Source organism: Cognatilysobacter segetis, assembly GCF_004359965.1.
GTDB lineage: Bacteria > Pseudomonadota > Gammaproteobacteria > Xanthomonadales > Xanthomonadaceae > Cognatilysobacter > Cognatilysobacter segetis.
Window position 1 is genome coordinate 1 of the sequence record NZ_SMRQ01000037.1, and the last position, 24,308, is coordinate 24,308.

Genomic DNA, 24,308 nt, shown 5'->3' on the forward strand with positions numbered 1-24,308 from the left:
CGCCGCGGCGAGTTCCTCGACCGACAGTCGACGCTCGGGCTCGTTCGGCTTCTTGCGGCGCAGGAAACTCAGCATCGGCAGGCGTCGGAATTGGGGGAAAATGGGCGCGACATGCTAGCACCGGCCCCCCGACACCCCCGATGAACAAGCCCGCGGGAAAGATCCGCCTCATCGGCGGCCACTGGCGCGGCACGCGCCTGGACGTGCCGGCGTCTCCCGGTCTGCGGCCCACCGGCGACCGCGTCCGCGAGACGCTGTTCAACTGGCTGATGCCGTACCTGCCGGGCGCGCGCGTGATCGACGTGTTCGCGGGTACAGGCGCGCTCGGCCTCGAAGCGCTGTCGCGCGGCGCGGCCGACGCCGTGTTGATCGAGCGCGACGCCGCACTCGCGTCCTCGCTGCGCGGCACGCTCGGCCGCCTCGATGGCGGCGCGCGCGGGCGCGTGGTGCAGGGCGACGCGCTCGCGTGGCTGGCCGGCACCGCGGAGACGTTCGACATCGCCTTCGTCGATCCGCCGTTTGCAGGCGGGCTCTGGACGCGCGTGTGGCCGGCCCTCGCGCCGCGCCTGGCGCCCGACGCGCTGGTGCACGTCGAGTCCCCCACCGACGTCGACCCTGGCGTGCCGGACCACTGGGCGCTGCACCGCGAAGGCCGCACCCGCGAGGTCCGCCATGCGCTCTACCGCGTCCCGGCGGCGGGGCCAGCGGCCGCTGCTACACTCGATCCCGATCCGGCGGCCGGGGAGCCGTCGTCCCGATGCGAGAACCCATGAGCGCGGCCCGCAACCGCACCGCCGTCTATCCCGGCACCTTCGATCCGATCACCAACGGGCACGTCGACCTCGTCGACCGCGCGGCGCCGCTGTTCGAGCGCCTGGTGATCGGCGTCGCCGAGAGCCCGTCGAAAGGGCCGGCGATGCCGCTTGCACAGCGCGTCGAGCTGGCGCGCGAGGCGCTGGGCCACCATCCGAACGTCGAGGTGCGCGGCTTCAACTCGCTGCTCGCCAACTTCGTGCGCGAGGTCGGCGGCGGCGTGCTGCTACGCGGCCTGCGCGCGGTCTCGGATTTCGAATACGAATTCCAGCTGGCGAGCATGAACCGCCACCTGATCCCGGAGGCCGAGACGCTGTTCCTGACCCCGGCCGAGCAATACGGCTTCATTTCATCATCGCTGGTACGCGAGATCGCCCGCCTCGGCGGGGACGTCTCCGGCTTCGTGCCGCCGGCGGTGGCCTCCGCGCTGCAGGCCCATTGGCGGCGCAACTGATGTCAACCCCGAGGAAATCCATGAAGACCACGACCCGCCTGTTGCTGCTCGCCGTGCTCGCCCTGCCGGTCCTGGCGGCGTGCAAGAAGGACGAAGGCACGCAGAACACCCAGACCGCGAAGGCCGCCGTCGCCAAGCCGGCGAACCCGGACGACGAAAACGCCTGGAACGCGTACATCACCGACCAGGTCACCCGCCACCTGGACGGTTCGCAGAGCGTCTACCCGTACACGCTGCCTTCGCCGAACTCCGAAGGGTTCGAGGACACCTACCAGCGGCAGGTGGACAAGGTGAAGGAAGACGTTTCGCGCGGTGGCGTGGAAGGCACGCTGATGGCGTTCGGCTCGCCCGATTCCAAGCGCACGGCCGACATGATCGTGACGGCCTTCGAGAAGGCGGGCACCGACACGATGAAGGGCGTGCGTGTTCTGTTCATCGGCGACGCGGCGGACAAGGATCGCGTCGAGGCGGCAGTCAAGCCGTCGGGCGCCAAGTTCGAGTTCGCCGAAGCCAAGTAAGACCGGGCGCGGCGCCTGCCGCGTACCGAGGCGACGGCCGGCCCTGCGCCGGCCGTCGCGTTTTGGGGCGATCGTTCCAGCGGCCGCGCCGCACCGTGGCGGCCGCGTCAGCGTGCGGTTCGCCACCGGGTGCGACAATCGTTGCTTGCACCGAGGCTGCGCGATGTCCCTCCGGATCACCGATCTCTGCGTCAACTGCGACGTCTGCGAACCCGCGTGCCCGAACCAGGCGATCTCGCAGGGCGAGGTCATCTACGTGATCGATCCCGCACGCTGCACCGAGTGCGTCGGCCATTTCGACGAACCGCAGTGCGTCGTCGTCTGCCCGGTCGAGTGCATCGACCCGGACCCCGAACACCCCGAAAGCCGCGAGGCGCTGCTGGCCAAGGCCATCGCGCTGGCCGGCGGCCCCCTGGAGCACGCCTGATGCGATCGATCCCGTTGACGTTCCTCGCCCGTGTCCTGTCCGTGGCGCTGCTGTCCTGCGCCACGCTGCCCGCCACGGCGAAAACGCCAGCGAAGGTCGCCGCGCATCCACCCGGTGCGGCGATCGCGAGTGCGCATTCGCTCGCGACGGAAGCCGGTCTGGACATGATCCGCAAGGGCGGCAACGCGTTCGACGCGGCGGTCGCCGTGTCGGGCATGCTGTCGGTCGTGGAACCGGTCAGCTCGGGCTTGGGCGGCGGTGGCTTCTTCCTCCTGCATGACGCGAAGTCCGGTCGCGACGTGTTCGTCGACGCCCGCGAGACGGCACCGGAATCGGCGACGCCCGCCGCGTTCCTCGACGCGAAGGGCGACCTCGACCGCGACCGCGCCCAGAACGGTCCGTGGTCGGCGGGCATTCCCGGCCTACCGGCCGCGCTCGTCCACATCGCGCAGAAGTACGGACGTCTGCCGCTGTCGACCACGCTCGCGCCGGCGATCCGCATCGCGCGCGACGGCTTCCCCGTCTATGCGCGGCTTGAAAAGGGTTACGCGAGCCGCCGCAGCGTCATGGAACGGTACCGCGGCACGCGCGAAGTGTTCCTCTCCGATGGCGATCCGCCGAAGGTCGGCGAAACCTTCCGCCAGCCCGACCTCGCGCGCACGCTGGAGCTCATCGCCACGCGGGGCCGCGACGGCTTCTACACGGGCGAGACCGCGACCCGCCTGCTCGCCACGGTGAAGGAAGAGGGCGGCCGTTGGACGCCCGCCGAGCTCTCGAACTACCGCGTGCGCGAACGCGCGCCGCTGCGGTTCGACTACCGCGGCTGGAAGGTGACGACCGCGCCGCCGCCGTCGTCCGGTGGCGTCGCGCTGGCCGAGATCCTGCAGACCGCCTCGGGCTGGGACCTCGCGAAGCTCGATCCTGCGCATCGCACGCACGTGCTCGTCGAAGCGATGCGCCGCGCCTATCGGGACCGCACGATCTACCTCGGCGATCCGGACTTCGTGAAGGTGCCGGTCTCGCGCCTGACGTCGCCGGACTACGCGGCCGGCCTGCGCGCCACCCTCCATCCCGAGAAGGCGACGCCGAGCGAGCTGTTGCCGGGCCAGCCGGCACCCCTCGAGGACGACGAGACCACCCATTTCTCCATCATCGACGCCCAGGGCAACCTCGTGTCGGCGACGCAGACGGTCAACCTGACCTACGGCTCGGGCCTCGTCGCGCCCGGCACCGGCGTGCTGCTCAACAACGAGATGGACGACTTCGCGCTCAAGCCGGGCACGGCCAACGCGTTCGGCGTGATGGGCTTCGAAGCGAACGCGCCGAAGGCGGGCAAGCGCATGCTGAGCTCGATGACACCGACGTTCATGGACTCGCCGGGCAAGCTCGTGGTGATCGGCGCGCCGGGCGGCAGCCGCATCATCACCGAGGTCCTGCTGGGCATGCTCGGCTACGACGCGGGGCTGTCGGCACAGCAGGTCGCCGCACTGCCGCGCATCCACCACCAGTGGATGCCCGACGTGATCTCCGCCGAAGCCGGCGCGCTCGACCCCGCCACGGTTCGCGCGCTGGAAGCCATGGGCCACCGCGTCAATGCGGCCGAGTCGGCCTGGGGCAACCTGCAGACCGTCGCCTGGGACAAGCGCGGCAACACGCTCGAAGGCGGCACCGACCCTCGCAATCCGACCGGCAAGGCGGACGTCCTGCCGGTAGCGAGCGCAGCGAAATAGTCCTGGGAGCAGCCGGGCGGGGCGCCGGCGTTCACCGGCGCGACGCCCCTGCGAGGCCATGCTCGTCGTATGCAGCCGTTGCAGCCCGCGCTCTTCGACGTCGCCGAACAGGTGCTGTTCGACGACGCGGAAGGCGGCATCCGCTACCGACCGGGATTGATCGACGGTCCCCGCGCGTCCCGGTGGTTCAACGAATTGCGTCGCGACGCCGCGTGGCGTTCCCTGCAACGGCCGATGTACGAGCGCGTTGTCGACGTGCCGCGCCTCATCGCTTCATACGCACTCGGCTCCGCAGACGTGCCCGCCGCGGTGCTGGAGGCGCGGGACGCGATCCGGGCGGTCGTCGACGCCCCCTTCGATTCGGTGGGGCTCAATCTGTATCGCGACGGTCGCGACAGCGTGGCGCCGCATAACGACACGCTGCATGCGCTGGCGCCGCGGCAGCCCATCGCGCTGCTCTCGCTCGGTGACGAGCGCGACATAGTGATCACGCCCAAACCCGGCGTGCCGGGCCGCCGGATCCGCCTGCCGCTTGCCGCCGGCAGCCTGCTGGTCATGAGCCACGCGTCGCAGCTCACGCACGACCACGGCATACCGAAAACGCGCCTGCCCGTCGGGCCGCGCATCAGCTTGGCCTTCCGCGCCCGTCAACCCGGCACGGACCTGCTGCGCGGCTATCGGCCCGCGGGTTGAGGCGCGCGGCGGAACCGCGCCGGCAACCTGAGCCGAGGCCAAAGCCGGCACCGGGACCGCCCGGCGTGGCAGCGGAGCGCGCCTACACTCGGACGATGAGCGATTCCCCCCGGTCCGGCGGCAGTCACCGCCTCTTCTTCGCGTTGTGGCCGCCGGACGAGGTCCGCTCCGCGCTCGCGGATGCCGCGGATCGAATCGCCGCGTTCGCGGACGGCCGGCGCGTCGACCCGGCCAAGCTCCACCTGACGCTGCATTTCCTCGGCGGCTGGCCCGGCCGGCCGGGCGATGCCGTGCAGCAGGCCGGCGCGGCCGCGGCGTCGGTGCGGGCGCGCGCCTTCCATCTCGTGGTCGACCACGCGGGCAGCTTCCCCGGTGCGCGCGTGGGCTGGCTGGCCCCGGCGGGGAATTCGGGACTCGACGCACTGTGGTCCGACCTCGGCCGTGCGCTCGAGCGTGCCGGCCTGTCGACCCGCGGGCCGCCCCGGTTCTCGCCGCACGTGACGGTGCGCCGCGACATCCGTGCGCGCCTCGCGGACATTCCCACCGGGCCCATCTCGTGGTCGGTCGACGACTTCGTCCTCGTGCACAGCCACGACGGCGCCTACGACGTCCTCGCACGGTGGCCGCTCGCGGCCTGATCGTTCACGACGCGCACCCGGCGCTGATGCAGCCTTGGGCGCATGACGACGAACGCCGTACCGCGCATCGGCTGCGCGGGCTGGAGCATCCCCACCGCGCAGGCCACGCTGTTTCCCGGCGAGGGCAGCCACCTCGAGCGCTACGCGCGGCGTTTCAACGCGGTCGAGATCAACTCGTCCTTCTACCGGCCGCACCAGCCGCGCACGTACGCGAAGTGGGCGGCGCAGGTCCCCGACGGCTTCCGGTTCGCGGTGAAGTTTCCCCGTGCGGTCACGCACCAGTCGCGGCTGCGGGAGCCCGACGAGACGGTGTCCGCGTTCGCGACGCAGGTGCGCGAGCTCGGTGACCGCCTGGGGCCGATCCTGGTGCAGCTGCCGCCGAGCCTCGCGTTCGAGGCGGACGTGGCGGGTGCGTTCTTCGAAACGCTGAGGTCGCACCTGGACGCGCCGATCGTCTGCGAACCGCGGCACGCGACATGGTTCGAGCCGTCGCTCGATCCGTTCTGGGCGCGCCATGGCGTCGCCCGGGTCGCTGCCGACCCGGCGCGCGTGCCCGAGGCGGCGATCGCTGGTGGGGCCGGGCCCGTGCGCTACTGGCGCCTGCACGGCTCGCCGACCGTGTACTACGACGCCTATGGCGACGAGCGCCTCGCACCCTGGGCGCAGGCCGTGCGTGCGGCGCGCGATGCAGGCGCGGAGCCGTGGGTGATCATGGACAACACCGCACGGGGACACGCGCCGATCGACGCCATGCGGCTGGAGGCCTTACTCGCTACGGACGCCGCGGGGTAGTCAGTCCTGGAGCCAGGCGCCGCAACCGCGATACGTGCGGCCGCCAGCCTCGAGGGTGACGGTCGCCTCGAACGACTGGCCGCTCATTCCATCCTGGCAGGCGCGACGTTCCGCACGCAGGTGCAGCGGCTTGCCATCGGCTTCGCCCTCGAAGCCGTTCTGCACCGCGGTCACGGGCACGCGCAGGCGGCGCTCGCCGTAATCCAGTTGCGCATCGAGCATCGCGGGCGTCCCTGCGACCTGCACCGACCAGCCCGGCTCGCTGCCGACCGCGCGGAACGCGACGCCCTGCTGCGCGGCCGTGTTCCAGGGTGAGGGCTGCGCGGCTTCCACGCAGTCGCGCGCGGGCTCGCCCGCGAGCGCGAGGCGGCCGGTCGCGCCCTTGGTCCAGAACTCGTTGCCGCGCGCATCGGCGTAACGCGCGCCGGAGGCGGACCGCGCGATCGGCAGCGCCAGGCGATGACCGTTGAACGCGAGTTGCACCCGGGCGGCGCCCGCCTCGTAGCGCGACATCACGCCCAGCTCGCCGCATTCCCAGTGCGCGACGCCAGCGGGCGTCGGCGGGGCAGCCGATTCGCCCGTCGCCACGCGACGCAGGCGCAGTTCGACGGGATACGTCCCCGGCACCGCGACCGGTGCCGGCGTTTCGAACCAGCGTTCGCCGCGCGGTCCGAGCAGCAGCGCGCGGAGCGCGTACCCGGCGGCCGGCGACGCGCCGGCCGGGCGGGCGATGGCGAACGGAATCGGCGGTCCGGCGACGTCGCGCATGAGCGACGTGGACAGCGTGCGACCGGAGCCCGCGTCCACGAGCTCGACACGCAACGAGGCCCCCGGCGGCATCTTGATCCGCTCGAGATAGGTGGCGGTGCCGCGGATCGTCTCCGCGACCGGCGCCGGTCGTGCGTCGGCGCCGGGCGGCGCCGGCGCGGTCGGCGTGGTGCAGCCGGCGAGCGCGAGCGCGCCGTAGGCGAAGGCGAAGGCGGTTCGAAGTCTCATGGCGTCACCTCCCGGCGCAACCTGCGCGGCGCGGTGTCGAGCCGGCGTCAGCGCGGGTCGCGGTCCACGCGAAGCACGGGATACAGGCCGTAGCGATCGTCCCAGGCGCTGTGGAGTCGATAGAAGAAGTCGAGCCGCTGCTGCGGGCTCTTGGCGAACGCCGCGTCCTCGCGCACGCGCTTCTCGAACGCGGCGCGCAGTGCGGGATCGGCCGCCAGCATCTTTTCGGCTTCCTCTTCGGCGACGTAATCCTCCATGTATTCCTTGCGCTCGAAGGCGGCATTCGTGCGGCCCCAGGCCGCGACCGAGTCGGGCGCCTGCGGTTCCAGCAGGCCCATCACCAGCCGCGCCTTGGGCTGGGCGATCGGCACGTACACGGAGCCCACGGGCAGCGACTGGACAGCCGGCGACCAGCGTCCGCTGGCGTCGAGGCGCTGGTGGCCTTCGAAGGAGTCGGAAGTGAACGTGATCGAATCGGCCCGCCACGCCTGGGCATCGACGCGCGCGAGCGGCGCCGCGATCCGCTCGTAGCGCACGCCGTGCGCATCCAGCGTCGGCAGCACCGCGGCGGTCCACGCGGCCGGCACGAGATAGCCCGCACGCGGCGCGTCGACCGTGGTGCGCGGCACGACCACGTCGTGCAACGGCACGCGCCAGATTTCGGGTTTGGTTTCGTCGTAGCGCGTCATCAGGCCGCCGGACACGGCCGACGGCGTGCGCGTATAGGCATAGCCCTTGAACTCGATCGTGCGGAACGCGTCGGTCGCCTTGTAGTCGAGCGGGACCGGCTGGCCCGCGAGGCGGGAGGCGCGCGCGTCGGCCTCGTGCGCCACGCGTTGCCACGCCACGCCGCGGGTCGCCACCTGCTGCAGCACCGACACGATCGCATCGTGCGTGGTACGGACGCGATACGCGTACGGACGCCAGGAATGCGTCTCCACGAGCATGGCCATGCGGTTGCGCAACTGCATGTAGCCGGTCGAGAACCGCGGCGTCGACACGCCGTCCTCGAAGCCGGAGGCGGGGTCGTCGCCCCGAATGAAGGAGGGGTAGAACGGCAGCGGCATGCCGCCGTGGCGACGGAGATCGGCGATCGTGCCGTCGCGCAGTGCGCGGCCGGCGCTGCGCAGTGCCGTGTCGCCCGAGTTCACCGGCTCGACCTGGATGGAGACGTCGTGCTGGAACTTGGCGCCGTCGGTGACGTGCAGGTCGACGTAGACCAGCGGATCCCAGCGCTCGATCAGCGCGAGCATCGCGCGCATTTCCGGCGCGTCGGCCTTCATGTAGTCGCGGTTGAGGTTGAGGTTCTGCGCGGTCGCGCGCCAGCCCATTTCCTCTGGACCGCGCTGGTTCGGCCGGTTCCAGGCCTTGAAGCGCTCGTGGCCGTCGATGTTGAACACCGGGACGAACAGGAACACCTGCCTGGACAGCGCGCCCCGGGCGAGCTTTCCGTCGAGCATCTCGCGCAACGCGAGGAAACCGGCGTCCTTGCCGTCGATCTCGCCGGCATGGATGCCGCCCTGCATGAGCGTGACGGGCAGGCCGCGCGCGGCCGCGGCCTCGGGCGTGAACGCGCCGGAGGTGGACGCGACGAGCACCTTCATCGGGCGGCCTTCGGGGGTGGTGCCGAAAGTCTCGCAGCGCACGGCCTGCGGATAGCGCGCGGCGAAGGCGTCGCAGAGGGCGATCACCTCATCGTAGCGACCCGTGCGCACGAACCCGCTGCGCTCGGCGACGGTGGTCAGCGCGTCTTGCGCGAAGAGGGGGAGGGACAGGGCGAGCAGGGCGGCGGCGAGGGGAAGGCGGTTCATGGCGGGCCGGCGAGGGAGGTCGACGCATGGTAGCCGCGTGCCCGTGCGATCATGCGCGGCCCCTCCGCAGGAATTTCCGCATGCGCGCCCTCTACTACGCGCCCGGCGCCGCGAGCATGGTCGTCCACTGGCTTCTGATCGAGCTGGGCCTCGACGTGGAGCTGCGTCGCGTCGATACCTCGGCCGGCGAGCAGCGGAGCGCGGAATACCTCGCGCTGAACCCCAACGGCGTGGTGCCCACCTACGTGGACGCCGACGGCCCGATGTTCGAGGCCGCGGCCATCGCGATGACGCTGGCCGACCGGCATGCCGCAGGCCGCCTGGCGCCCGCGATGGACGCGCCGCAGCGCGCCGCCTACCACCAGTGGATGTTCCATCTCGCGAACGCGGTGCAGCCGCTGTTCCGCATCTGGTGGTATCCGCACGAGGTCGCGGGCGAGGCGCATGCCGTGCTGGCGCGGGAACACGTGGCACCGCGCATCGAGGCCGCGTGGCAGCGGCTCGACGACCACCTCGCCGCCCGCGGCTCGTTCCTGCTCGGCAGCGAACCCAGCGTGGCCGATTTCTACCTGGCCATGCTGCTGCGCTGGTCGCGCGGCATGCCGCGTCCGGGCGATCGCTGGCCGCACCTGGGCGGGCTTGCGGCACGGATGAAGTCGCGCCCCTCGTTCGCGGCGCTCTACGCGCGCGAAGGCCTGACCGAATGGGCCTGAGCGCCTTCCGACCGACACCACCGACGACCGAATGATCACACTCCTCATCATCGCCGTGACCGCGATCGTCTCGTGGGCTGCGTTCAAGAACCCGCGCCTCGCCGAGCGGCTCATCCTGTGGCCGCCGGCCGTCAAGCGCGGGCAGGTCGATCGCCTGCTCACGCACGGCTTCATCCACGCCGACCTGTCCCACCTGCTGTTCAACATGATCACGCTGTTCTTCTTCGGGCGGCTGACCGAACAGGTGATCACGGCGCTCGCGGGTCCGGTCGTGTTCGCGCTGTTCTACCTGTCGGCCATCGTGGTGGCGATCCTGCCCAGCTACCTGCGCCATCGCGACGACGGCCGCTATCGCAGCCTCGGCGCGTCGGGCGCAGTCGCGGCATTGCTGTTCGCGGCCATCCTGATCGACCCGTGGATGATGATCTTCGTGCCGATCCCGATCCCCGGCATCCTCTACGGCGTGGGTTACGTCGGCTGGTCCTGGTGGGCGGACCGCAACTCGATGGACGGCGTGAACCACAACGCGCACCTGTCGGGTGCGATCTACGGGGTGCTGTTCATGCTGCTCATGGATTCGCGCGTCGGCGCGCACTTCCTGCAGGCGCTGGCGTCGCCGCGCTTCGGCTGACGCTCACCGGCCGTCGATCCCGCGGCTGCTATCTGCACGGCTTCCCCAGGAGATCGCCATGACCGTCCAGCACCAGCCCGAGAACGAGCGCTTCATCGTCGTCGCCGACGGACACGAAGCCGAGGTCAACTACCGCATCGAGGACGGCGTCATGTCGATCACGCATACCGGCGTGCCGGACGCGATTGGCGGGCGCGGGATCGCGGGCGACCTCGTCCGCGCGGCGTTCGAGCACGCGCGGGCGCAAGGCCTGAAGGTGCGTCCGCTGTGCAGCTACGCCGAGGCGTGGAGCCGGCGCCACGCCGAATACGCGGACCTGCTCGTTTGATGCACGCGCGCGGCGGGCGTGGCAGCATGCGCGCCCCGCCCGAGGCCCGACCATGCGCCTGAACAAGCACATCAGCGACACCGGCGCCTGCTCTCGGCGCGAGGCCGATCGGCTGATCGCCGAAGGGCGCGTCACCGTCAATGGCCTTCGCGCGCGCGTCGGCGCCGAAGTCGGCGAGGGCGACGAGATCCTCGTCGACGGGCAGAAGCTCGCGCTGCGCAAGGCAGCGCCCGGCAAGCGCCGCCACGTCTACATCGCGCTGAACAAGCCGGTGGGCGTGACCTCGACGACCGAAAGCGGCGTCAAGGACAACATCGTCGACTTCGTGGGGCACGAGCAGCGCATCTTTCCGATCGGCCGGCTCGACAAGGACTCCGAAGGGCTGATCCTGCTGACCAGCAACGGCGACATCGTCAACGAGATCCTGCGTGCCGAGAACAAGCTCGAGAAGGAATACCTCGTCGCGGTGAACAAGCCGGTGACCGAGGAGTTCGTGCGCGGCATGGCGCGCGGCGTGCCCGTGCACGGCCAGACAACGCTGCCGTGCAAGGTGCGCAAGCTCGGGCCGTTCGGTTTCCGCATCGTCCTCGTGCAGGGCCTGAACCGGCAGATCCGCCTCATGGCCGCGCACTTCGGCTACCGCGTCAAGACGCTGGTCCGGGTGCGCATCGGCAGCGTGCAGCTGGGCCACCTCAAGCCCGGCCGCTGGCGCAACCTGACCGACGCGGAGCTTCGCGCGCTGCTGCCCTCGCGCACGGAGTGGTAGACGCGTCGATACGGGCATCACGCGGCGCGCATTAATTTCTTGTGCACGCCCGCTGCCGCCGACGCTCCATGACCTCGCTTTCCCGCCTCTCCCGACGCGCCCTGATCCTCGTCGCGTCGGTCCTCGCCTGCCTGCTGCTCGGTGCCTGCCAGGACCGCGACGGCGCATCGCGCACGCCGGCGGCGACCGCCGCGTCGCGCCAGCCGATTCCGTCGACGCCGCGCGCGCAGCTCAAGGACGAGTTGGAGACGACGTCCGACCACATCATCGGGATCAGCTATCCGACCGGGCTCGCGCGCTACCCCGGCCTCGCGGCCGAGGCGCAGCGGTATGCCACGCAGGCCCGGCAGCAGGTGCTCGACGCGGTGAAGCAGCGCCCGCCGAAGGCGGGGGACGGCCCGTACGAGCTGTCGCTCGAGTTCAAGCTCAAGCACGAGTCGCCGACGATGGTGGTGCTCGCGGTGGACGGCAGCGCCTACACCGGCGGCGCGCACGGCACGCCGCTGATCCAGCGCTGGGTCTGGCTGCCGCCGCGCAACCGCCGCCTCACGGCCGCGGACCTCTTCCCGCAGCCCAGCAGTTGGGAACGCATCGCGGGTGACGTGCGGACGCAACTGCACGCGGAGCTCGAACAGCGGCTCGACGCCGACAAGGTCGCGCCCGGGGAGCGCGCCGCGGCGATCAAGTCCGCGAGCGCGCTGATCGAAGGCGGCACCGAGCCCGATCCGTCCGACTTCGCGGTGTTCGAGCCGGTGCTGGACGGCGACGGCAAGATCATGGCGTTGCGCTTCATCGTCCCGCCGTACCAGGTCGGCACGTATGCCGACGGCATGCGCACGGTGGAACTGCCGGCGGCGCGCCTGGTGCAGGACGTCGCGCCGGCCTATCGCCCGCTGTTCGAGGCGACGGGCTGATGCCGACGCGCGCGACGTCGACCCCTCCGGCCGGCGCGCGCACGCCCCGCACCCCGCGCGCACGTGCGCAACGTTTTCCGGAGGTGCCGGAAGGGACGGCGCCGGAGCCGGCGGGACGCGGGCTCAAGGCGCTCCGCGAGGCCGCGGCCGCATGCAAGCGCTGCGACCTGTGGCGTCCGGCGACGCAGACGGTGTTCGGCAAAGGGCCCGCTCGCGCGAGGATCGTGGTCGTCGGCGAACAGCCGGGCGACCGCGAGGACCTCGCGGGCGAACCCTTCATCGGACCCGCAGGCCTGCTGTTCCGCCGTGCGCTCGACGAGCTGGGCATCGATGCGGACACGCTCTACCTCACGAATGCGGTCAAGCATTTCAAGTTCGAGCCGCGCGGCAAGCGCCGCATCCACAAGCAGCCCACGCCGGCCGAGCAGAAGGCGTGCCACCTCTGGCTCGAGCGCGAAATCGCGACCGTGAAGCCGGAGGTCGTGGTCTGCCTGGGCGCCATCGCGGCCAAGGCGGTCTTCGGCGCGAAGTTCTCGCTGATGAAGCAGCACGGCCGCTGGCAGACCTTGCTCGACGGCCGACGCGCGTTCGCCACGATGCATCCCTCCTGGGTGCTGCGTCAGCCGGGTGACGAGGAGCGCGAACTCGCCTATCGCGGCTTCCGCGACGACCTCGCGCTGTTGACCGCGGTCGACGACGCCGGCTGAACCGGTTCAGCCGGCGTCTCACAGGCTGATACGCGCGCCCCGTACGTTGGCGTTCCCGGCGAGAGGCGCGTGCATGAACACGATCGACAAGCTCGCGATCCTCGCCGATGCCGCCAAGTACGACGCGTCCTGCGCGTCGAGCGGGGGCAAGAAGCGCGATTCGCTGGGCACGGGGGGCATCGGCAGCAGCGGTGGCATGGGCATCTGCCACTCGTACACGCCGGACGGCCGCTGCGTGTCGCTGCTCAAGATCCTGCTGACCAACTTCTGCATCTACGACTGCGCCTACTGCGTGAACCGACGCAGCAGCAACGTCCAGCGGGCGCGCTTCGCGGTCGACGAAGTGGTGGGGCTGACGCTCGACTTCTACCGTCGCAACTACATCGAGGGCCTGTTCCTCTCCAGCGGCATCATCCGCAACGCGGACTACACGATGGAGCAGCTCGTCGAGGTCGCGCGCTCGCTGCGCGAGGACCACGCCTTCGGCGGCTACATCCACCTCAAGACCATTCCCGAGGCATCGCCCGAGCTGCTCGCCGCGGCAGGCCGCCATGCCGACCGTCTGAGCATCAACGTCGAGCTGCCGACCGAGGCCGGCCTGTCGACGCTCGCGCCGGAGAAGACGACGTCGAGCATCCGCGGCGCGATGGGCCAGCTGCGCTGGCGCATCGACGAGGCGAAGGAGGATCGCGCGAAGGCGCGGCATGCGCCGTCGTTCGCGCCGGCGGGGCAGAGCACGCAGATGATCGTCGGCGCCGACGGCGCGGACGATCGCAGCATCCTCGACACCAGCGCGAACCTCTACGGTAACTACCGCCTGCGGCGCGTCTACTACTCCGCCTTCAGCCCGATCCCGGATGCGTCGGTCGTCCTGCCGCTGAAGTCGCCGCCGCTGGTGCGGGAACATCGCCTGTACCAGGCCGACTGGCTGATGCGCTTCTACGGATTCGAGGTCGAGGAGATCGCACCGCGCGAGGCCGGCGCCGGCATGCTCGACCTGGACGTCGATCCGAAACTCGGGTGGGCGCTGCGGCATCCCGAGCGCTTTCCCGTCGACGTCAACACCGCGGCGAAGGAGATGCTCCTGCGCGTGCCGGGCTTCGGCACGAAGACGGTCAAGCGCGTGCTGTCGTCCCGACGCTTCTCGCGCCTGCGGCTGGACGACCTCGCGCGGCTCGGCGTCAGCCTGCGAAAGGTGCTTCCGTTCGTCGAGACGCTCGACCATCGCCCGCGCGGACAACTCGACCGGCCCGATCTCGTGCGCGCGAAGCTGGCGCCCGCGCCGCGGCAGCCGGCGCTGTTCTGAGATGTGGCGCGCGAGGCTCGATCCGCCGTGGGCGCTCGCCGGCTGGCGCGACGCGGCGCGCACCGCCTTGCGCGCCGGCGTTCCGCCCGAGGCGATCGACTGGGACGCGCGGGGCGATGGCCTGCTGGGCTCGACGCCGCTCGCCGAGGCGCCGCCGTTGCAGGATGCGCCGTCGGTGCCCGGGGGCTTCATCGCGCTCGCGGAAGCGGTTCTCGCGCACCGCGATCCGCACCGCCATGCGCTGCTGTACCGGCTGCTGTGGCGGTTGACCCGTGGTGAGCCGGGGCTGCTCGCGCACGACACCGACCCCGACATGCGCCGCGCGCGGCAACTGGAAAAGGCGGTGCGACGGGACGTCCACAAGATGCATGCGTTCGTGCGGTTCCGCGAGGTTCCGGGCGAAGCGAACGCATTCGTGGCCTGGTACGAGCCCGACCACTTCATCGTCGACCTCGCGGCGCCGTTCTTCATGCGCCGGTTCGCGGGGATGCGATGGGCGATCCTGACGCCCGACCGGCGCGCCGTCTGGGACGGTCAGGCGATGACGCTGGGCGAGGGCGGCGATCGCGACGACGTACCCACCGGCGATGCCGGCGAAGCGTTGTGGCGCCGGTACTACGCGAGCATCTTCAATCCTGCACGCCTCAACACGAAGGCGATGCGCGCGGAGATGCCGGCACGCTTCTGGAAGCACCTGCCCGAAGCACGTGAACTGCCGCAGCTGGTGCGCGGCGCGTCGGCGCGCGTCGATGCGATGGTCGCGCGCGCACCGGTGCCGCCGCGGCGGATCATCCCCGCGCCGGTGGTCCCGGACCCGTCAGCCGGCGGCGACCTCGACGCGCTGCGCGCCGCCGTACGCGGCTGCCGCGCCTGTCCGTTGTGGCGGCCCGCCACGCAGGCCGTCGCCGGCGTCGGCCCGCGGGATTCACGCATCGTCGTCGTCGGCGAGCAGCCGGGCGACGAGGAGGACCTGCGCGGCGAGCCGTTCACCGGGCCGGCGGGCCGACTGCTGGATCGCGCCTTCGCCGATGCGGGCCTGGACCGCGCGTCGGCCTACCTGACCAATGCGGTCAAGCACTTCAAGTTCGAGCTGCGCGGCAAGCGCCGCCTGCATGTGCGCGCGAATGCCGCGGAACAGTCGGCCTGCCGCGGCTGGCTGGAGCGCGAACTCGCGCTCGTGCGGCCCGAGCGCATCGTCTGCCTCGGCGCGACGGCCGCGACCGCGGTGATGGGACGCGGTTTCGCCCTCATGCGCGAGCGCGGACGCTGGCATCGCGCGGCCGACGGAACGCCGGTGCTGGCGACGGTCCATCCGGCGTGGGTGCTGCGGCAGCCGGTCGGGCAAAGTGAGGACGCCTACGCATCGCTGGTCGCAGACCTGGCGCGCGTGGCGGCCGCACTCGCGGGTGACGGCCCGACCGCGGCGTCGGTAGCCACGGACGTGGCCGGCTGACGAACGGTCGCCCACGCGCTTGTGCGCGGTCGTCGCGGCGGGCACGATCGACCCATGAGCCTGCTTCGCGCCACCGACCGGTCCGCCGCCCTGAACGGGCGCGGCGTCGCGCGCGTGAACAACAATCGCAATAACGCCAGCCTCCCGCGGGCCGGCGATTAGCGCGCGCAGCATCCACGCTCATCGACCACGAAGCCCGCACTGAAAAGTGCGGGCTTCTTCGTTTTCATCCCCCACGAAGAGACGCCCGCCATGTGCTCGATCCTCGCCGCCTTCGATCTCCGTACCGATGCCGACCTGCGGATGCTGCGTCCGCTGGCACTCGCGATGTCCGCGCGCCAGCGCCACCGCGGCCCCGACTGGAGCGGCGTGCATGCCGACCGTGCGGCGCTGCTGGTGCACGAACGCCTGGCCATCGTCGATCCGGTCGGCGGTGCCCAGCCGATCGTGTCGCGCGATGGCGACCTCGTGCTGGCGGTCAACGGGGAGATCTACAACCATCGCGAGCTGCGCGCGTCGATGCCGGACTACCCGTTCAGCACGGGCTCGGACTGCGAGCCGATCAGCGCGCTGTACGCCGGTGGCGGCGACGTGGGCGAGTGGCTCGACCGCCTCAACGGCATCTTCGCCTTCGCGCTCTGGGACGGCGAGCAGCGCCGCTTCCTGCTCGCGCGCGATCCGATCGGCGTCTGCCCCATGTACTGGGGCCACGACGCGGACGGCCGCGTGTGGGCGGCGTCGGAAATGAAGGCGATCGCGCGCACCTGTCCCGACGTGGCGCCGTTCCCGCCCGGGTGCTGGTACGACAGCGCGACCGGGCAGGTGCGCCGCTACCACGCGCGCGACTGGCGCCTGTACGACGCGACGCAGGGCGTCGAGGTTCCGAAGGCCGAACTGCGCGAGGCCTTCGAGCGGGCGGTGTACCGGCAGATGATGAGCGACGTGCCGTACGGCGTGCTGCTGTCTGGCGGGCTGGATTCCTCGCTCGTCGCCGCGGTCGCCGCACGCTACGCGCGGCGACGCATCGAGGACGACGATCGCAGCGAAGCCTGGTGGCCGCGCCTGCACTCGTTCGCGATCGGGCTCGACGGCTCGCCGGACCTTGCCGCCGCCGAGATCGCGGCCGAGGCGATCGGCACCGTGCACCACGGTTTCACCTACACGGTGGAGGAGGGCATCGACGCGCTGCCCGAAGTGATCCGCCACGTCGAGAGCTACGACGTCACCACCATCCGCGCGTCGACACCGATGTTCCTGCTGGCGCGGCGCATCCGCGCGATGGGCATCAAGATGGTGCTGTCGGGCGAGGGCAGCGACGAGATCTTCGGCGGCTACCTGTACTTCCACAAGGCGCCCGATGCGCGCGAGTTCCACGAGGAGACGGTGCGCAAGCTCGCAGCACTGCACCAGTACGACTGCCTGCGCGCCAACAAGTCGATGATGGCCTGGGGCGTGGAAGCGCGCGTGCCGTTCCTGGACACCGAGTTCCTCGACGTCGCCATGCGCATGGACGCCCGGGCGAAGATGGCCGGCAACGGTCGCATCGAGAAGGCGGTGCTGCGCGAGGCCTTCGAAGGCCTGCTGCCCGACGCGATCCTGTGGCGGCAGAAGGAGCAGTTCAGCGACGGCGTCGGCTACGGCTGGATCGACGCCCTCAAGGCCCACGCCGACCGCGCCGTGCCCGACAGCGCGTTCGCGACGGTCGCGCAGCGGTTCCCGGTCAATCCGCCGCTCGGCAAGGAGGCCTACCTCTACCGCAGCCTGTTCGAGCGCTGGGTCCCGGGCGACGCCTGCGCGCGGACCGTGCCCGGTGGCCGGTCGATCGCCTGTTCGACGCCCGCCGCGCTCGCCTGGGATGCCGCGTTCGCGGCCGCGGCCGACCCGTCGGGACGCGCCGTCGCCGGCGTCCATGCGGCAGCGCATGGCACGGCGCGGGCCGATGCGGCGCGGCCGGTCGCGACCGACGTCACGCCCGCATGACTCAAGGAACGCCGCTGCGCGTCCGTTAACGGAGCGGAGAACGCTGCGCCGGCCCTCGTCGACCGCCGCGTGATCGCACTGCAGACGGACGACGCAATGGCATGAGTTCCATCGACGCGAGCACCAGGCAGTCGCGGGAGACCGCAGGACTCCCCCGCGAGGGCCGCATGCGGCTGCTCGCCATGGGCTGGGGTCTGGTCGCGCTGCTGCCGGTGATCGCCGCGCTGCTGGTGGCGACCGAATACCGCGACTACCAGGCGGCGCGCGCGCAACGCAGCCGCCTGGTCACGGACGCGGTGGAACGCCAGCTGCGCGACCGCCTGTTCCTGCTCGGGCGCCAGCTCGATGCGTCCGTCGCCGCTGCGCCGGGCCGGTCGGTGGTGCCGATGCAGGGACTGGTCGTGCGGCCAGCGCTCCCGACCGATGCACCGCGGCGCGCGCTCGCCTACGTCGGCGCGCCGGTCAAGCGCGCGGGGCGCTGGCAGGTGCCGGTGTCCAAGCGCGTCGGCGATCGCGTGGCGACGGCCCGCGTCGACGCCGCGCTGCTCACCGACATCGTCAAGGGCTACCGGCTCGGCGGCCGCGATTTCGTCAGCCTGGTGCATGAAGGCGGCCTGCTGGTGGCGGGTTCGTTCGACAGCGACCGTGCGCCGGGGCGACCGATGCGGACCTCCCCGCTGTTCGCACCCGAGCGCCGCGGGCTGCACGAAGGCCGCTACACCTCCGCGACGCTCGGCGACGGCCGCCGCCGCGAACACGCGTTCCGTCGCATCGACGGCACCGGCCTCACGGTGGTCGTCGGCGCCGAACCGCCGAACATCCTCGACCTGTGGGGTCGCCCGGCCGCCGCGATCGTCGTCGTCGCGCTTCTGATGGCGCTGGCCTGGGGCTGGCTGGTGCGACGGTTCGAGCGCGTGCGCGACGAGCAGGACGCACTCATCGAACGCCTCGCCGGTGCGCTGGATACCGTGCGCAATCGCGAGGACCGCCTGCAGCAGGCGCAGGCACTGGCGCGGCTCGCCGAATACCAGTGGGAGCCCGAGCGCGGCCTGATCCACGTCACGCCGCAGGGTGCGCGCATCTACGGCCTGCCCGAGGACGTGCGCGTGATGCGCATCGAGGATGTGTTCGAGCTCGTGCATCCCGACGACCGCGCGCGCCTGCTCGCGAGCGGCGAGAAGCTCGCGCGCGACGGCACGCCGAACGAGCAGCAGTTCCGGATCCGCCGACCGGACGGCGCCGAGCGCGTGGTGCTCGCGCGCTCTGCTTACACGACGGACGAGCACGGCCATCCGATCGTGCGCGGCTTCCAGCAGGACATCACCGACCTCGTCGAGGCGCGCGAGGCCGCGCTGCGCGCGCAGGCCGACTACCGCTTCCTGTTCGAGCACAACCCGCTGCCGATGTGGGTCTTCGACCGCGAGTCGCTGACGATCCTCGCGGTCAACGACGCGATGGTCGCGCACTACGGCTATGCCCGCGAGGAGCTCGTCGGCGCGAGCATGCTGTCGATCCGGCCCGAATCCGAGCGAGAGGCGCTGGTGAACGCGGCACGCGAGGACTCGCGCGATCGCCCGCAGGGTCGAGTCTGGACGCACCTGCATCGCGACGGCCATGCCATGCGCATGGCGATCTACAACCACGACATCGAGTTCGACGGCCGCCGCTCGCGCCTGATCGCCGCGCAGGACGTCACCGAGCGCGAACGCGCGGACGAGCGGTTCCGGCTGGTGTCCCGTGCGACCAGCGACGCGATCTACGACCTCGACCTGCAGTCGGGCGCCGTCTGGTGGAGCGAGAGCTACTACGCGCGCTTCGGCGTGCTGCCGGGCACGCTGCCGAGCAACGACGAGTGGCTCGCGCGCATTCACCCGGCGGACCACGTGCGCGTGACCTCCGGGTTGCGTCGCGTGCTTGCCGGCCCCGAAGCCGAGTGGCAGTCGCAGTACCGTTACCGACGCGGCGACGGCAGCTATGCGCTGGTCATCGACCGCGGCTTCATCCAGCGCGACGCCACCGGCCGCGCGCTGCGCGTGGTCGGCGGCATGCTCGACATGAGCGAGCGCGAGAATTACGAGGAGCGGCTGGCCTACCGCGCGACGCACGACGCGCTCACCGACCTGCCGAACCGTCAGCTCCTGCAGGACCGCCTGCAGCAGGCGCTGCTCAACGCGCAGCGCTACGGCCGCGACGGCGTGCTGATCTTCGTCGACCTCGACGATTTCAAGCTGGTCAACGACACGCTCGGCCACAGCGCCGGCGACCTCGTGCTGTGCGAGGTCGCGAACCGCCTGCGCACCGTCGCCCGCGAAACCGACACCGTCGCGCGCTTCGGGGGCGACGAATTCGTCATCATCCTCACCGAGCAGCTGGGTGATGCCGGCGCGGCCGAAGTGATCCGCCGCATCAACGAGGCGCTCAACCGCCCGATCGATACCGGCGCATCGCAGCAGACGCTGACCGCCAGCATCGGCTGGTGCCGGTTCCCCGAGGCGGGCACCGACGTCGAGACGCTGCTCAAGCACGGCGACCTGGCCATGCACCAGGCGAAGCGCCAGGGGCGCAACCGGGCGGTGCCGTTCCAGAACGAATTCGTCGATGGCGTGTCGCGGCGCGTGCAGCTGGTCGCGGAACTTCGCCGCGGGCTGGAGCGCGACGAGTTCGTGCCGGTGTTCCAGCCGCTGTTCGATGGCGACGAACGTCCTGTCGCGCTGGAGACGCTGGTGCGCTGGCGTCACCCGGAGCGCGGCCTGCTGCTGCCGGGTGAGTTCATCCCGGTGTGCGAGGAGAGCGGCCTGATCGTGGAACTCGGCCGCCGCGTGCTCGACCAGGCCGCCCGGCACTGGCGCATGCTCGCGGACGCGGGGCTGCCGCACCTGCGCGTGGCGGTGAACGTGTCGCCGGCGCAGTTCAACGACGACCTCCTGCAGCACGTGCGCGCCACGATCGAGGTGCACCGCCTGCCGGCCGAGGTGCTGGAGCTCGAGATCACCGAGGGGCTGCTGATGCAGGACCCGGAGCGCGCGATCGAGCTGATGCGGCAGATCGCGGCGCTGGGCGTCAGCTTCTCCATCGACGACTTCGGCACCGGCTATTCCAGCCTCGCGTACCTCAAGCGATTCCCGATCGATCGTCTGAAGATCGACCGCTCGTTCGTGCGCGACCTCGGCTCGGACGACGACGACGCGGCGATCTGCAATTCGATCATCGGCCTGGCGCACGCCCTCGATATCCGCACGGTGGCCGAAGGCGTCGAGACGGCGCTCCAGCTCGACTGGCTGCGCGCGCGGCAGATCGACGAGGTGCAGGGCTACCTGCTCGCGCGCCCGATGCCGTTCGAGGAGTTGATGCCGCTGCTCATGCGCTACGTGCAGCAGGCGCGGCTGGCCGCGGCGCTGGCCTGAGCGGCCGCGTTTGCGGGAAGCTGCGTCCGTCCTACGGGAGGCTCGCCGCGCCGACCCGCCCTTATCGGCGGTCGAGCTGGTAGACGACGGTGTCGAGAGCGGTGACGCCTTCCGCCGCGAACGATGCCTGCTGGTCGAGGATCGCGCGCCGCTCCAGCGTCCGCACGGTCCAGTCGCGCGCGTACAGCGCGCGCACCTCGGCTTCCGCCACCGAGAACGGCGGGCCGGCCTTTTCGTGCTGCGGGTATTCCAGCGTGATCAGCAGCCCGCGACACCCCGTCGGAAGCCGCGCGTAGAGTTCGCGGACGTAGCGCTCGCGCATCGCTGGGGGCAGGGCGATGATCGCCGCGCGGTCGAACACGGCGGCGCAGTCGCCAAGCACCGTGGCATCGAGCGAGAACGCATCCCCGCACAGGATTTCGATGGCACCGGCGGCGTAGCGGCGGCCGTAGGCGGTTTCGTCGACCACGGGCTGCAGGCCGTGCTCGGCGAAGAACGCGTTCACCGCGTCCTCCGCGAGTTCGACGCCCAGCACGCGCAGCCCCTGTGACGCCAGCCAGGCCATGTCCAGCGACTTTCCGCACAGGGGCACGAACACCTGCGAGCCCGGCGCGACGTCGAGCGCCGGCCAGTGCTTGAGCATCAGCGGGGTGGGCCGGTCCTGGTGGAAGCCGATCTGTCCGCGATGCCAGCGGTCGAGCCAGAAATCCGGTTCCATGCGCGCGTCCTCCCGGGGAAGCGCGAGTGTCCGCGACGGCGCCCGCCGCTGCCAGTGCACGGGCATGGCAGCCGCGGGCTCAACACCAGCCAATGGGCCCGCGCGGGCGCGGCCACGCAACGCAACGCAGCGGAACCGGACGCGGCGCCCGTTACTCGACCAGCAGCCCTTCGACCTTCTGCCAGCCGCGCGGCAGCAGCCCACCGCGCGCGCCGCGTTGGCCCATGTAGGGCTCGAGGTCCTTGTAGGCCAGCGTCATCGAACGTGCGCCGGACAGCACCACCAGCGACTGGTCGGGGCCGACCACCACCACGTCGATGACGCGCTCGGTGCCCAGCTTCGCCTTCGGGATCTCGATGATCTTGGTGCCCTTGCCGCGCTCCATTTCCGGCAGCTGGCCGATGGGAAACGCCAGGACGTGGCCAGCGCTCGTGGCCGCGACCACGCGATACCCCTTCGCGGTCGACGCGGGCGCCGGCTGCAGCACCTCGGCGTTCGGCGTCAGCGACAGCATGGCCTTGCCGGCCTTGTTGCGGCTGACGAGGTTCTCGAATTTCGTCACGAAGCCGTAGCCCTGGCTGGTCGCGAGCAGGAACGCCTGGTCGGGCTCGCCACTGGCCACCGCCTGGAACGACGCACCGGACGGCGGCGAAAAGCGACCGGTGAGCGGGTCGCCGTTGCCGCGCGCGCTCGGCAACGAGTGCACGACCGTCGAATAGCTGCGCCCGGTCGAGTCGAGGAACGCGACCTGCGCCGTGCTGCGCGTTCGGACGGCGGCCAGCAGTTCGTCGCCTTCGCGGTAGGACAGGCCGGCCGCGTCGATCTCGTGTCCCTTTGCCGCTCGCACCCAGCCCTTCTGGCTGACGACCACGGTCACCGGTTCGCTCGGCACCAGCTCGCTCTCGCTGATCGCCTGCGCGGCACCGCGCGCCACCAGGGGCGAGCGGCGCTCGTCGCCGAACTTCTTGGCGTCGGCCAGCAGCTCGTCCTTGATGAGCTTGCGCAGCTTCGCCTTGCTCGCGAGGATCGCCTGGATCCGGTCGCGTTCGGTGGCGAGGTCGGTCTGCTCGCCGCGGATCTTCATTTCCTCGAGCCGCGCCAGCTGGCGCAGGCGGGTCTCGAGGATGTAGTCCGCCTGCTCGAGGCTCAGTCCGAAGCGCGCCATCAGCACCGGCTTGGGCTCGTCCTCGCTGCGGATGATGCGGATGACTTCGTCGAGGTTGAGGAACGCGACCAGCAGGCCTTCCAACAGGTGCAGACGGCGCTCGACGCGCTCCAGTCGGTGCGTGAGGCGGCGGGTAACGGTGTCGCTGCGGAACTGCAGCCACTCGGTCAGGAACGCGCGCAGGTTCTTGACCTGCGGCTTGCCGTCCAGCCCGATGACGTTGAAGTTGATGCGGTAGCTGCGCTCGAGGTCCGTGGTCGCGAACAGGTGGCCCATCAGCGGTTCGGCGTCGACGCGGTTGCTGCGCGGCACGAGCACGATACGCGTCGGGTTCGCGTGGTCGGACTCGTCGCGGATGTCCTCGAGCCATGGCAGCTTCTTCGCGCGCATCTGCGCGGCGATCTGCTCGATCACCTTGCCCTGCGATGCCTGGTAGGGCAGCGCGGTGATCACGATGTTCGGGCCGTCCTTCTGCCACGTCGCGCGGGCGCGCACCGAGCCGCCGCCGGTCTCGTACATCTGCAGGATGTCCGCGCGCGGCGTGATGATCTCGGCCGCGGTCGGATAGTCCGGCCCCTGCACGTGCTCGCAGAGGTCGCGCACCGTGGCGTCGGGGTCGTCCAGCAGGCGCACGCACGCGCTGACGACCTCGCGCAGGTTGTGCGGCGGCACGTCGGTGGCCATGCCGACCGCGATGCCGGTCGTACCGTTGAGCAGCAGGTGCGGAAGGCGCGCGGGCAGCCAGCTCGGCTCCTCCAGCGTGCCGTCGAAGTTCGGGTCCCAGTCCACGGTGCCGTGCGCGAGCTCGCCGAGCAGCACCTCGGCGATCGGCGTCAGCTTCGACTCCGTGTAGCGCATCGCGGCGAACGACTTGGGATCGTCCTGCGAACCGAAGTTGCCCTGGCCCTCGATCAGCGGGTAGCGGTACGAGAACGGCTGTGCCATGAGCACCAGCGCCTCGTAGCAGGCCGAATCGCCGTGGGGGTGGAACTTGCCGATCACGTCGCCGACGGTGCGCGCGGACTTCTTCGGCTTGGCCCCGGCGTTCAGGCCCAGCTCGCTCATCGCGTAGACGATGCGTCGCTGCACGGGCTTGAGCCCATCGCCGATGAAGGGCAGGGCACGGTCGAGCACGACGTACATCGAGTAGTCGAGGTAGGCGCGCTCGGCGTATTCGCGCAGCGGGATCTGCTCGAAGCCGTGGAAGGTGGAGCGGGGCGAGTCGGTCATGGACTTCCGGGAGGCGACGCGAGCGGCGCTCGCGAGTGCGCGGGCGCGGCCCGCGGGGGTTCGATTCGGCATCGGATTCTACGTGCGCGCTGGACCGGGACAGCATCCGCGGCCGAGGTCT

At 71.1% G+C, this 24,308-nt stretch carries 22 protein-coding genes; 18 read left to right on the top strand and 4 right to left on the bottom strand.

Features of this window, described 5'->3' with window-relative positions; all coding sequences use genetic code 11:
- Positions 1–140: 140 nt before the first annotated feature.
- The 8 genes from rsmD (at position 141) to E4F61_RS09515 (ending at position 6,065) form a co-directional block, all read left to right on the top strand.
- Complete coding sequence (gene rsmD / locus E4F61_RS09480) at positions 141–773, top strand: 16S rRNA (guanine(966)-N(2))-methyltransferase RsmD (RefSeq protein WP_133478651.1); 633 nt, start codon at positions 141–143, stop codon at positions 771–773.
- Positions 770–1,267, top strand: coding sequence for a pantetheine-phosphate adenylyltransferase (gene coaD, locus E4F61_RS09485; RefSeq protein ID WP_133479423.1), 498 nt, complete (start codon positions 770–772; stop codon positions 1,265–1,267). The genes rsmD and coaD overlap by 4 nt, the downstream gene beginning before the upstream one ends.
- Before the next feature lie 20 nt (positions 1,268–1,287).
- Positions 1,288–1,785: a hypothetical protein gene (locus E4F61_RS09490; RefSeq protein WP_133479424.1), complete on the top strand. Its 498-nt coding sequence runs from the start codon at positions 1,288–1,290 to the stop codon at positions 1,783–1,785.
- Between the two features lie 163 nt (positions 1,786–1,948).
- Positions 1,949–2,212 (top strand): YfhL family 4Fe-4S dicluster ferredoxin, encoded by a 264-nt coding sequence (locus E4F61_RS09495; protein WP_133479425.1) that lies wholly within the window; start codon positions 1,949–1,951, stop codon positions 2,210–2,212.
- On the top strand, positions 2,212–3,942 hold the full coding sequence (gene ggt / locus E4F61_RS09500) for a gamma-glutamyltransferase (protein WP_133479426.1): 1,731 nt from the start codon (positions 2,212–2,214) through the stop codon (positions 3,940–3,942). Before E4F61_RS09495 ends, ggt begins: the two co-directional genes overlap by 1 nt.
- A 69-nt stretch (positions 3,943–4,011) precedes the next feature.
- Positions 4,012–4,635, top strand: a complete 624-nt coding sequence (locus E4F61_RS09505; protein ID WP_133479427.1) for an alpha-ketoglutarate-dependent dioxygenase AlkB — start codon at positions 4,012–4,014, stop codon at positions 4,633–4,635.
- A gap of 95 nt (positions 4,636–4,730) precedes the next feature.
- Positions 4,731–5,273 (top strand): RNA 2',3'-cyclic phosphodiesterase, encoded by a 543-nt coding sequence (gene thpR / locus E4F61_RS09510; RefSeq protein WP_133479428.1) that lies wholly within the window; start codon positions 4,731–4,733, stop codon positions 5,271–5,273.
- Positions 5,274–5,315: 42 nt separating this feature from the next.
- A complete protein-coding gene (locus E4F61_RS09515; RefSeq protein WP_133479429.1) occupies positions 5,316–6,065 on the top strand; it encodes a DUF72 domain-containing protein in 750 nt (249 codons plus the stop codon).
- Here the strand turns inward: E4F61_RS09515 and E4F61_RS09520 are convergent, their stop codons facing one another.
- Together E4F61_RS09520 and E4F61_RS09525 are read right to left on the bottom strand one after the other, a co-directional pair.
- Complete coding sequence (locus E4F61_RS09520) at positions 6,066–7,061, bottom strand: MliC family protein (protein WP_133479430.1); 996 nt, start codon at positions 7,059–7,061, stop codon at positions 6,066–6,068. It abuts the gene before it with no gap.
- 47 nt (positions 7,062–7,108) lie between these two features.
- The gene (locus E4F61_RS09525) at positions 7,109–8,872 is read right to left on the bottom strand and encodes a M14 family metallopeptidase (RefSeq protein WP_133479431.1); all 1,764 of its coding nucleotides are present in this window, start codon (positions 8,870–8,872) and stop codon (positions 7,109–7,111) included.
- Between the two features lie 80 nt (positions 8,873–8,952).
- Between E4F61_RS09525 and E4F61_RS09530 the strand changes: the two genes are divergently transcribed.
- The 10 genes from E4F61_RS09530 to E4F61_RS09575 all read left to right on the top strand — a co-directional run bounded on the left by E4F61_RS09530 (position 8,953) and on the right by E4F61_RS09575 (position 21,074).
- Complete coding sequence (locus E4F61_RS09530; protein ID WP_133479432.1) at positions 8,953–9,585, top strand: glutathione S-transferase family protein; 633 nt, start codon at positions 8,953–8,955, stop codon at positions 9,583–9,585.
- Positions 9,586–9,616: 31 nt separating this feature from the next.
- Positions 9,617–10,216 (top strand): rhomboid family intramembrane serine protease, encoded by a 600-nt coding sequence (locus E4F61_RS09535; protein WP_133479433.1) that lies wholly within the window; start codon positions 9,617–9,619, stop codon positions 10,214–10,216.
- Positions 10,217–10,274: 58 nt separating this feature from the next.
- Positions 10,275–10,544: a GNAT family N-acetyltransferase gene (locus E4F61_RS09540; RefSeq protein WP_133479434.1), complete on the top strand. Its 270-nt coding sequence runs from the start codon at positions 10,275–10,277 to the stop codon at positions 10,542–10,544.
- A 52-nt stretch (positions 10,545–10,596) separates the two neighbouring features.
- Positions 10,597–11,310 (top strand): 23S rRNA pseudouridine(2604) synthase RluF, encoded by a 714-nt coding sequence (gene rluF / locus E4F61_RS09545; RefSeq protein WP_133479435.1) that lies wholly within the window; start codon positions 10,597–10,599, stop codon positions 11,308–11,310.
- A 68-nt stretch (positions 11,311–11,378) separates the two neighbouring features.
- Positions 11,379–12,224, top strand: a complete 846-nt coding sequence (locus E4F61_RS09550) for a polysaccharide deacetylase family protein (RefSeq protein WP_133479436.1) — start codon at positions 11,379–11,381, stop codon at positions 12,222–12,224.
- Complete coding sequence (locus E4F61_RS09555) at positions 12,224–12,931, top strand: UdgX family uracil-DNA binding protein (RefSeq protein ID WP_133479437.1); 708 nt, start codon at positions 12,224–12,226, stop codon at positions 12,929–12,931. The genes E4F61_RS09550 and E4F61_RS09555 overlap by 1 nt, the downstream gene beginning before the upstream one ends.
- A 73-nt stretch (positions 12,932–13,004) precedes the next feature.
- The gene (locus E4F61_RS09560) at positions 13,005–14,237 is read left to right on the top strand and encodes a putative DNA modification/repair radical SAM protein (RefSeq protein WP_133479438.1); all 1,233 of its coding nucleotides are present in this window, start codon (positions 13,005–13,007) and stop codon (positions 14,235–14,237) included.
- Between the two features lies 1 nt (position 14,238).
- Positions 14,239–15,690 (top strand): UdgX family uracil-DNA binding protein, encoded by a 1,452-nt coding sequence (locus E4F61_RS09565; protein ID WP_133479439.1) that lies wholly within the window; start codon positions 14,239–14,241, stop codon positions 15,688–15,690.
- 252 nt (positions 15,691–15,942) lie between these two features.
- On the top strand, positions 15,943–17,670 hold the full coding sequence (asnB, locus tag E4F61_RS09570; RefSeq protein ID WP_133479440.1) for an asparagine synthase B: 1,728 nt from the start codon (positions 15,943–15,945) through the stop codon (positions 17,668–17,670).
- Positions 17,671–17,837: 167 nt separating this feature from the next.
- Positions 17,838–21,074 carry an EAL domain-containing protein gene (locus E4F61_RS09575; RefSeq protein ID WP_162301464.1) on the top strand — a complete coding sequence of 1,079 codons (3,237 nt, stop codon included), beginning with the start codon at positions 17,838–17,840 and terminating at the stop codon, positions 21,072–21,074.
- Positions 21,075–21,135: 61 nt separating this feature from the next.
- On the opposite strand, the gene E4F61_RS09580 is transcribed toward E4F61_RS09575, so the two are convergent.
- Both E4F61_RS09580 and parC read right to left on the bottom strand, forming a co-directional pair.
- On the bottom strand, positions 21,136–21,792 hold the full coding sequence (locus E4F61_RS09580; protein ID WP_133479442.1) for a thiopurine S-methyltransferase: 657 nt from the start codon (positions 21,790–21,792) through the stop codon (positions 21,136–21,138).
- Between the two features lie 151 nt (positions 21,793–21,943).
- Entirely contained in the window at positions 21,944–24,187 is a 2,244-nt protein-coding gene (parC, locus tag E4F61_RS09585) for a DNA topoisomerase IV subunit A (protein ID WP_133479443.1), read from the bottom strand.
- Positions 24,188–24,308 lie beyond the last annotated feature (121 nt).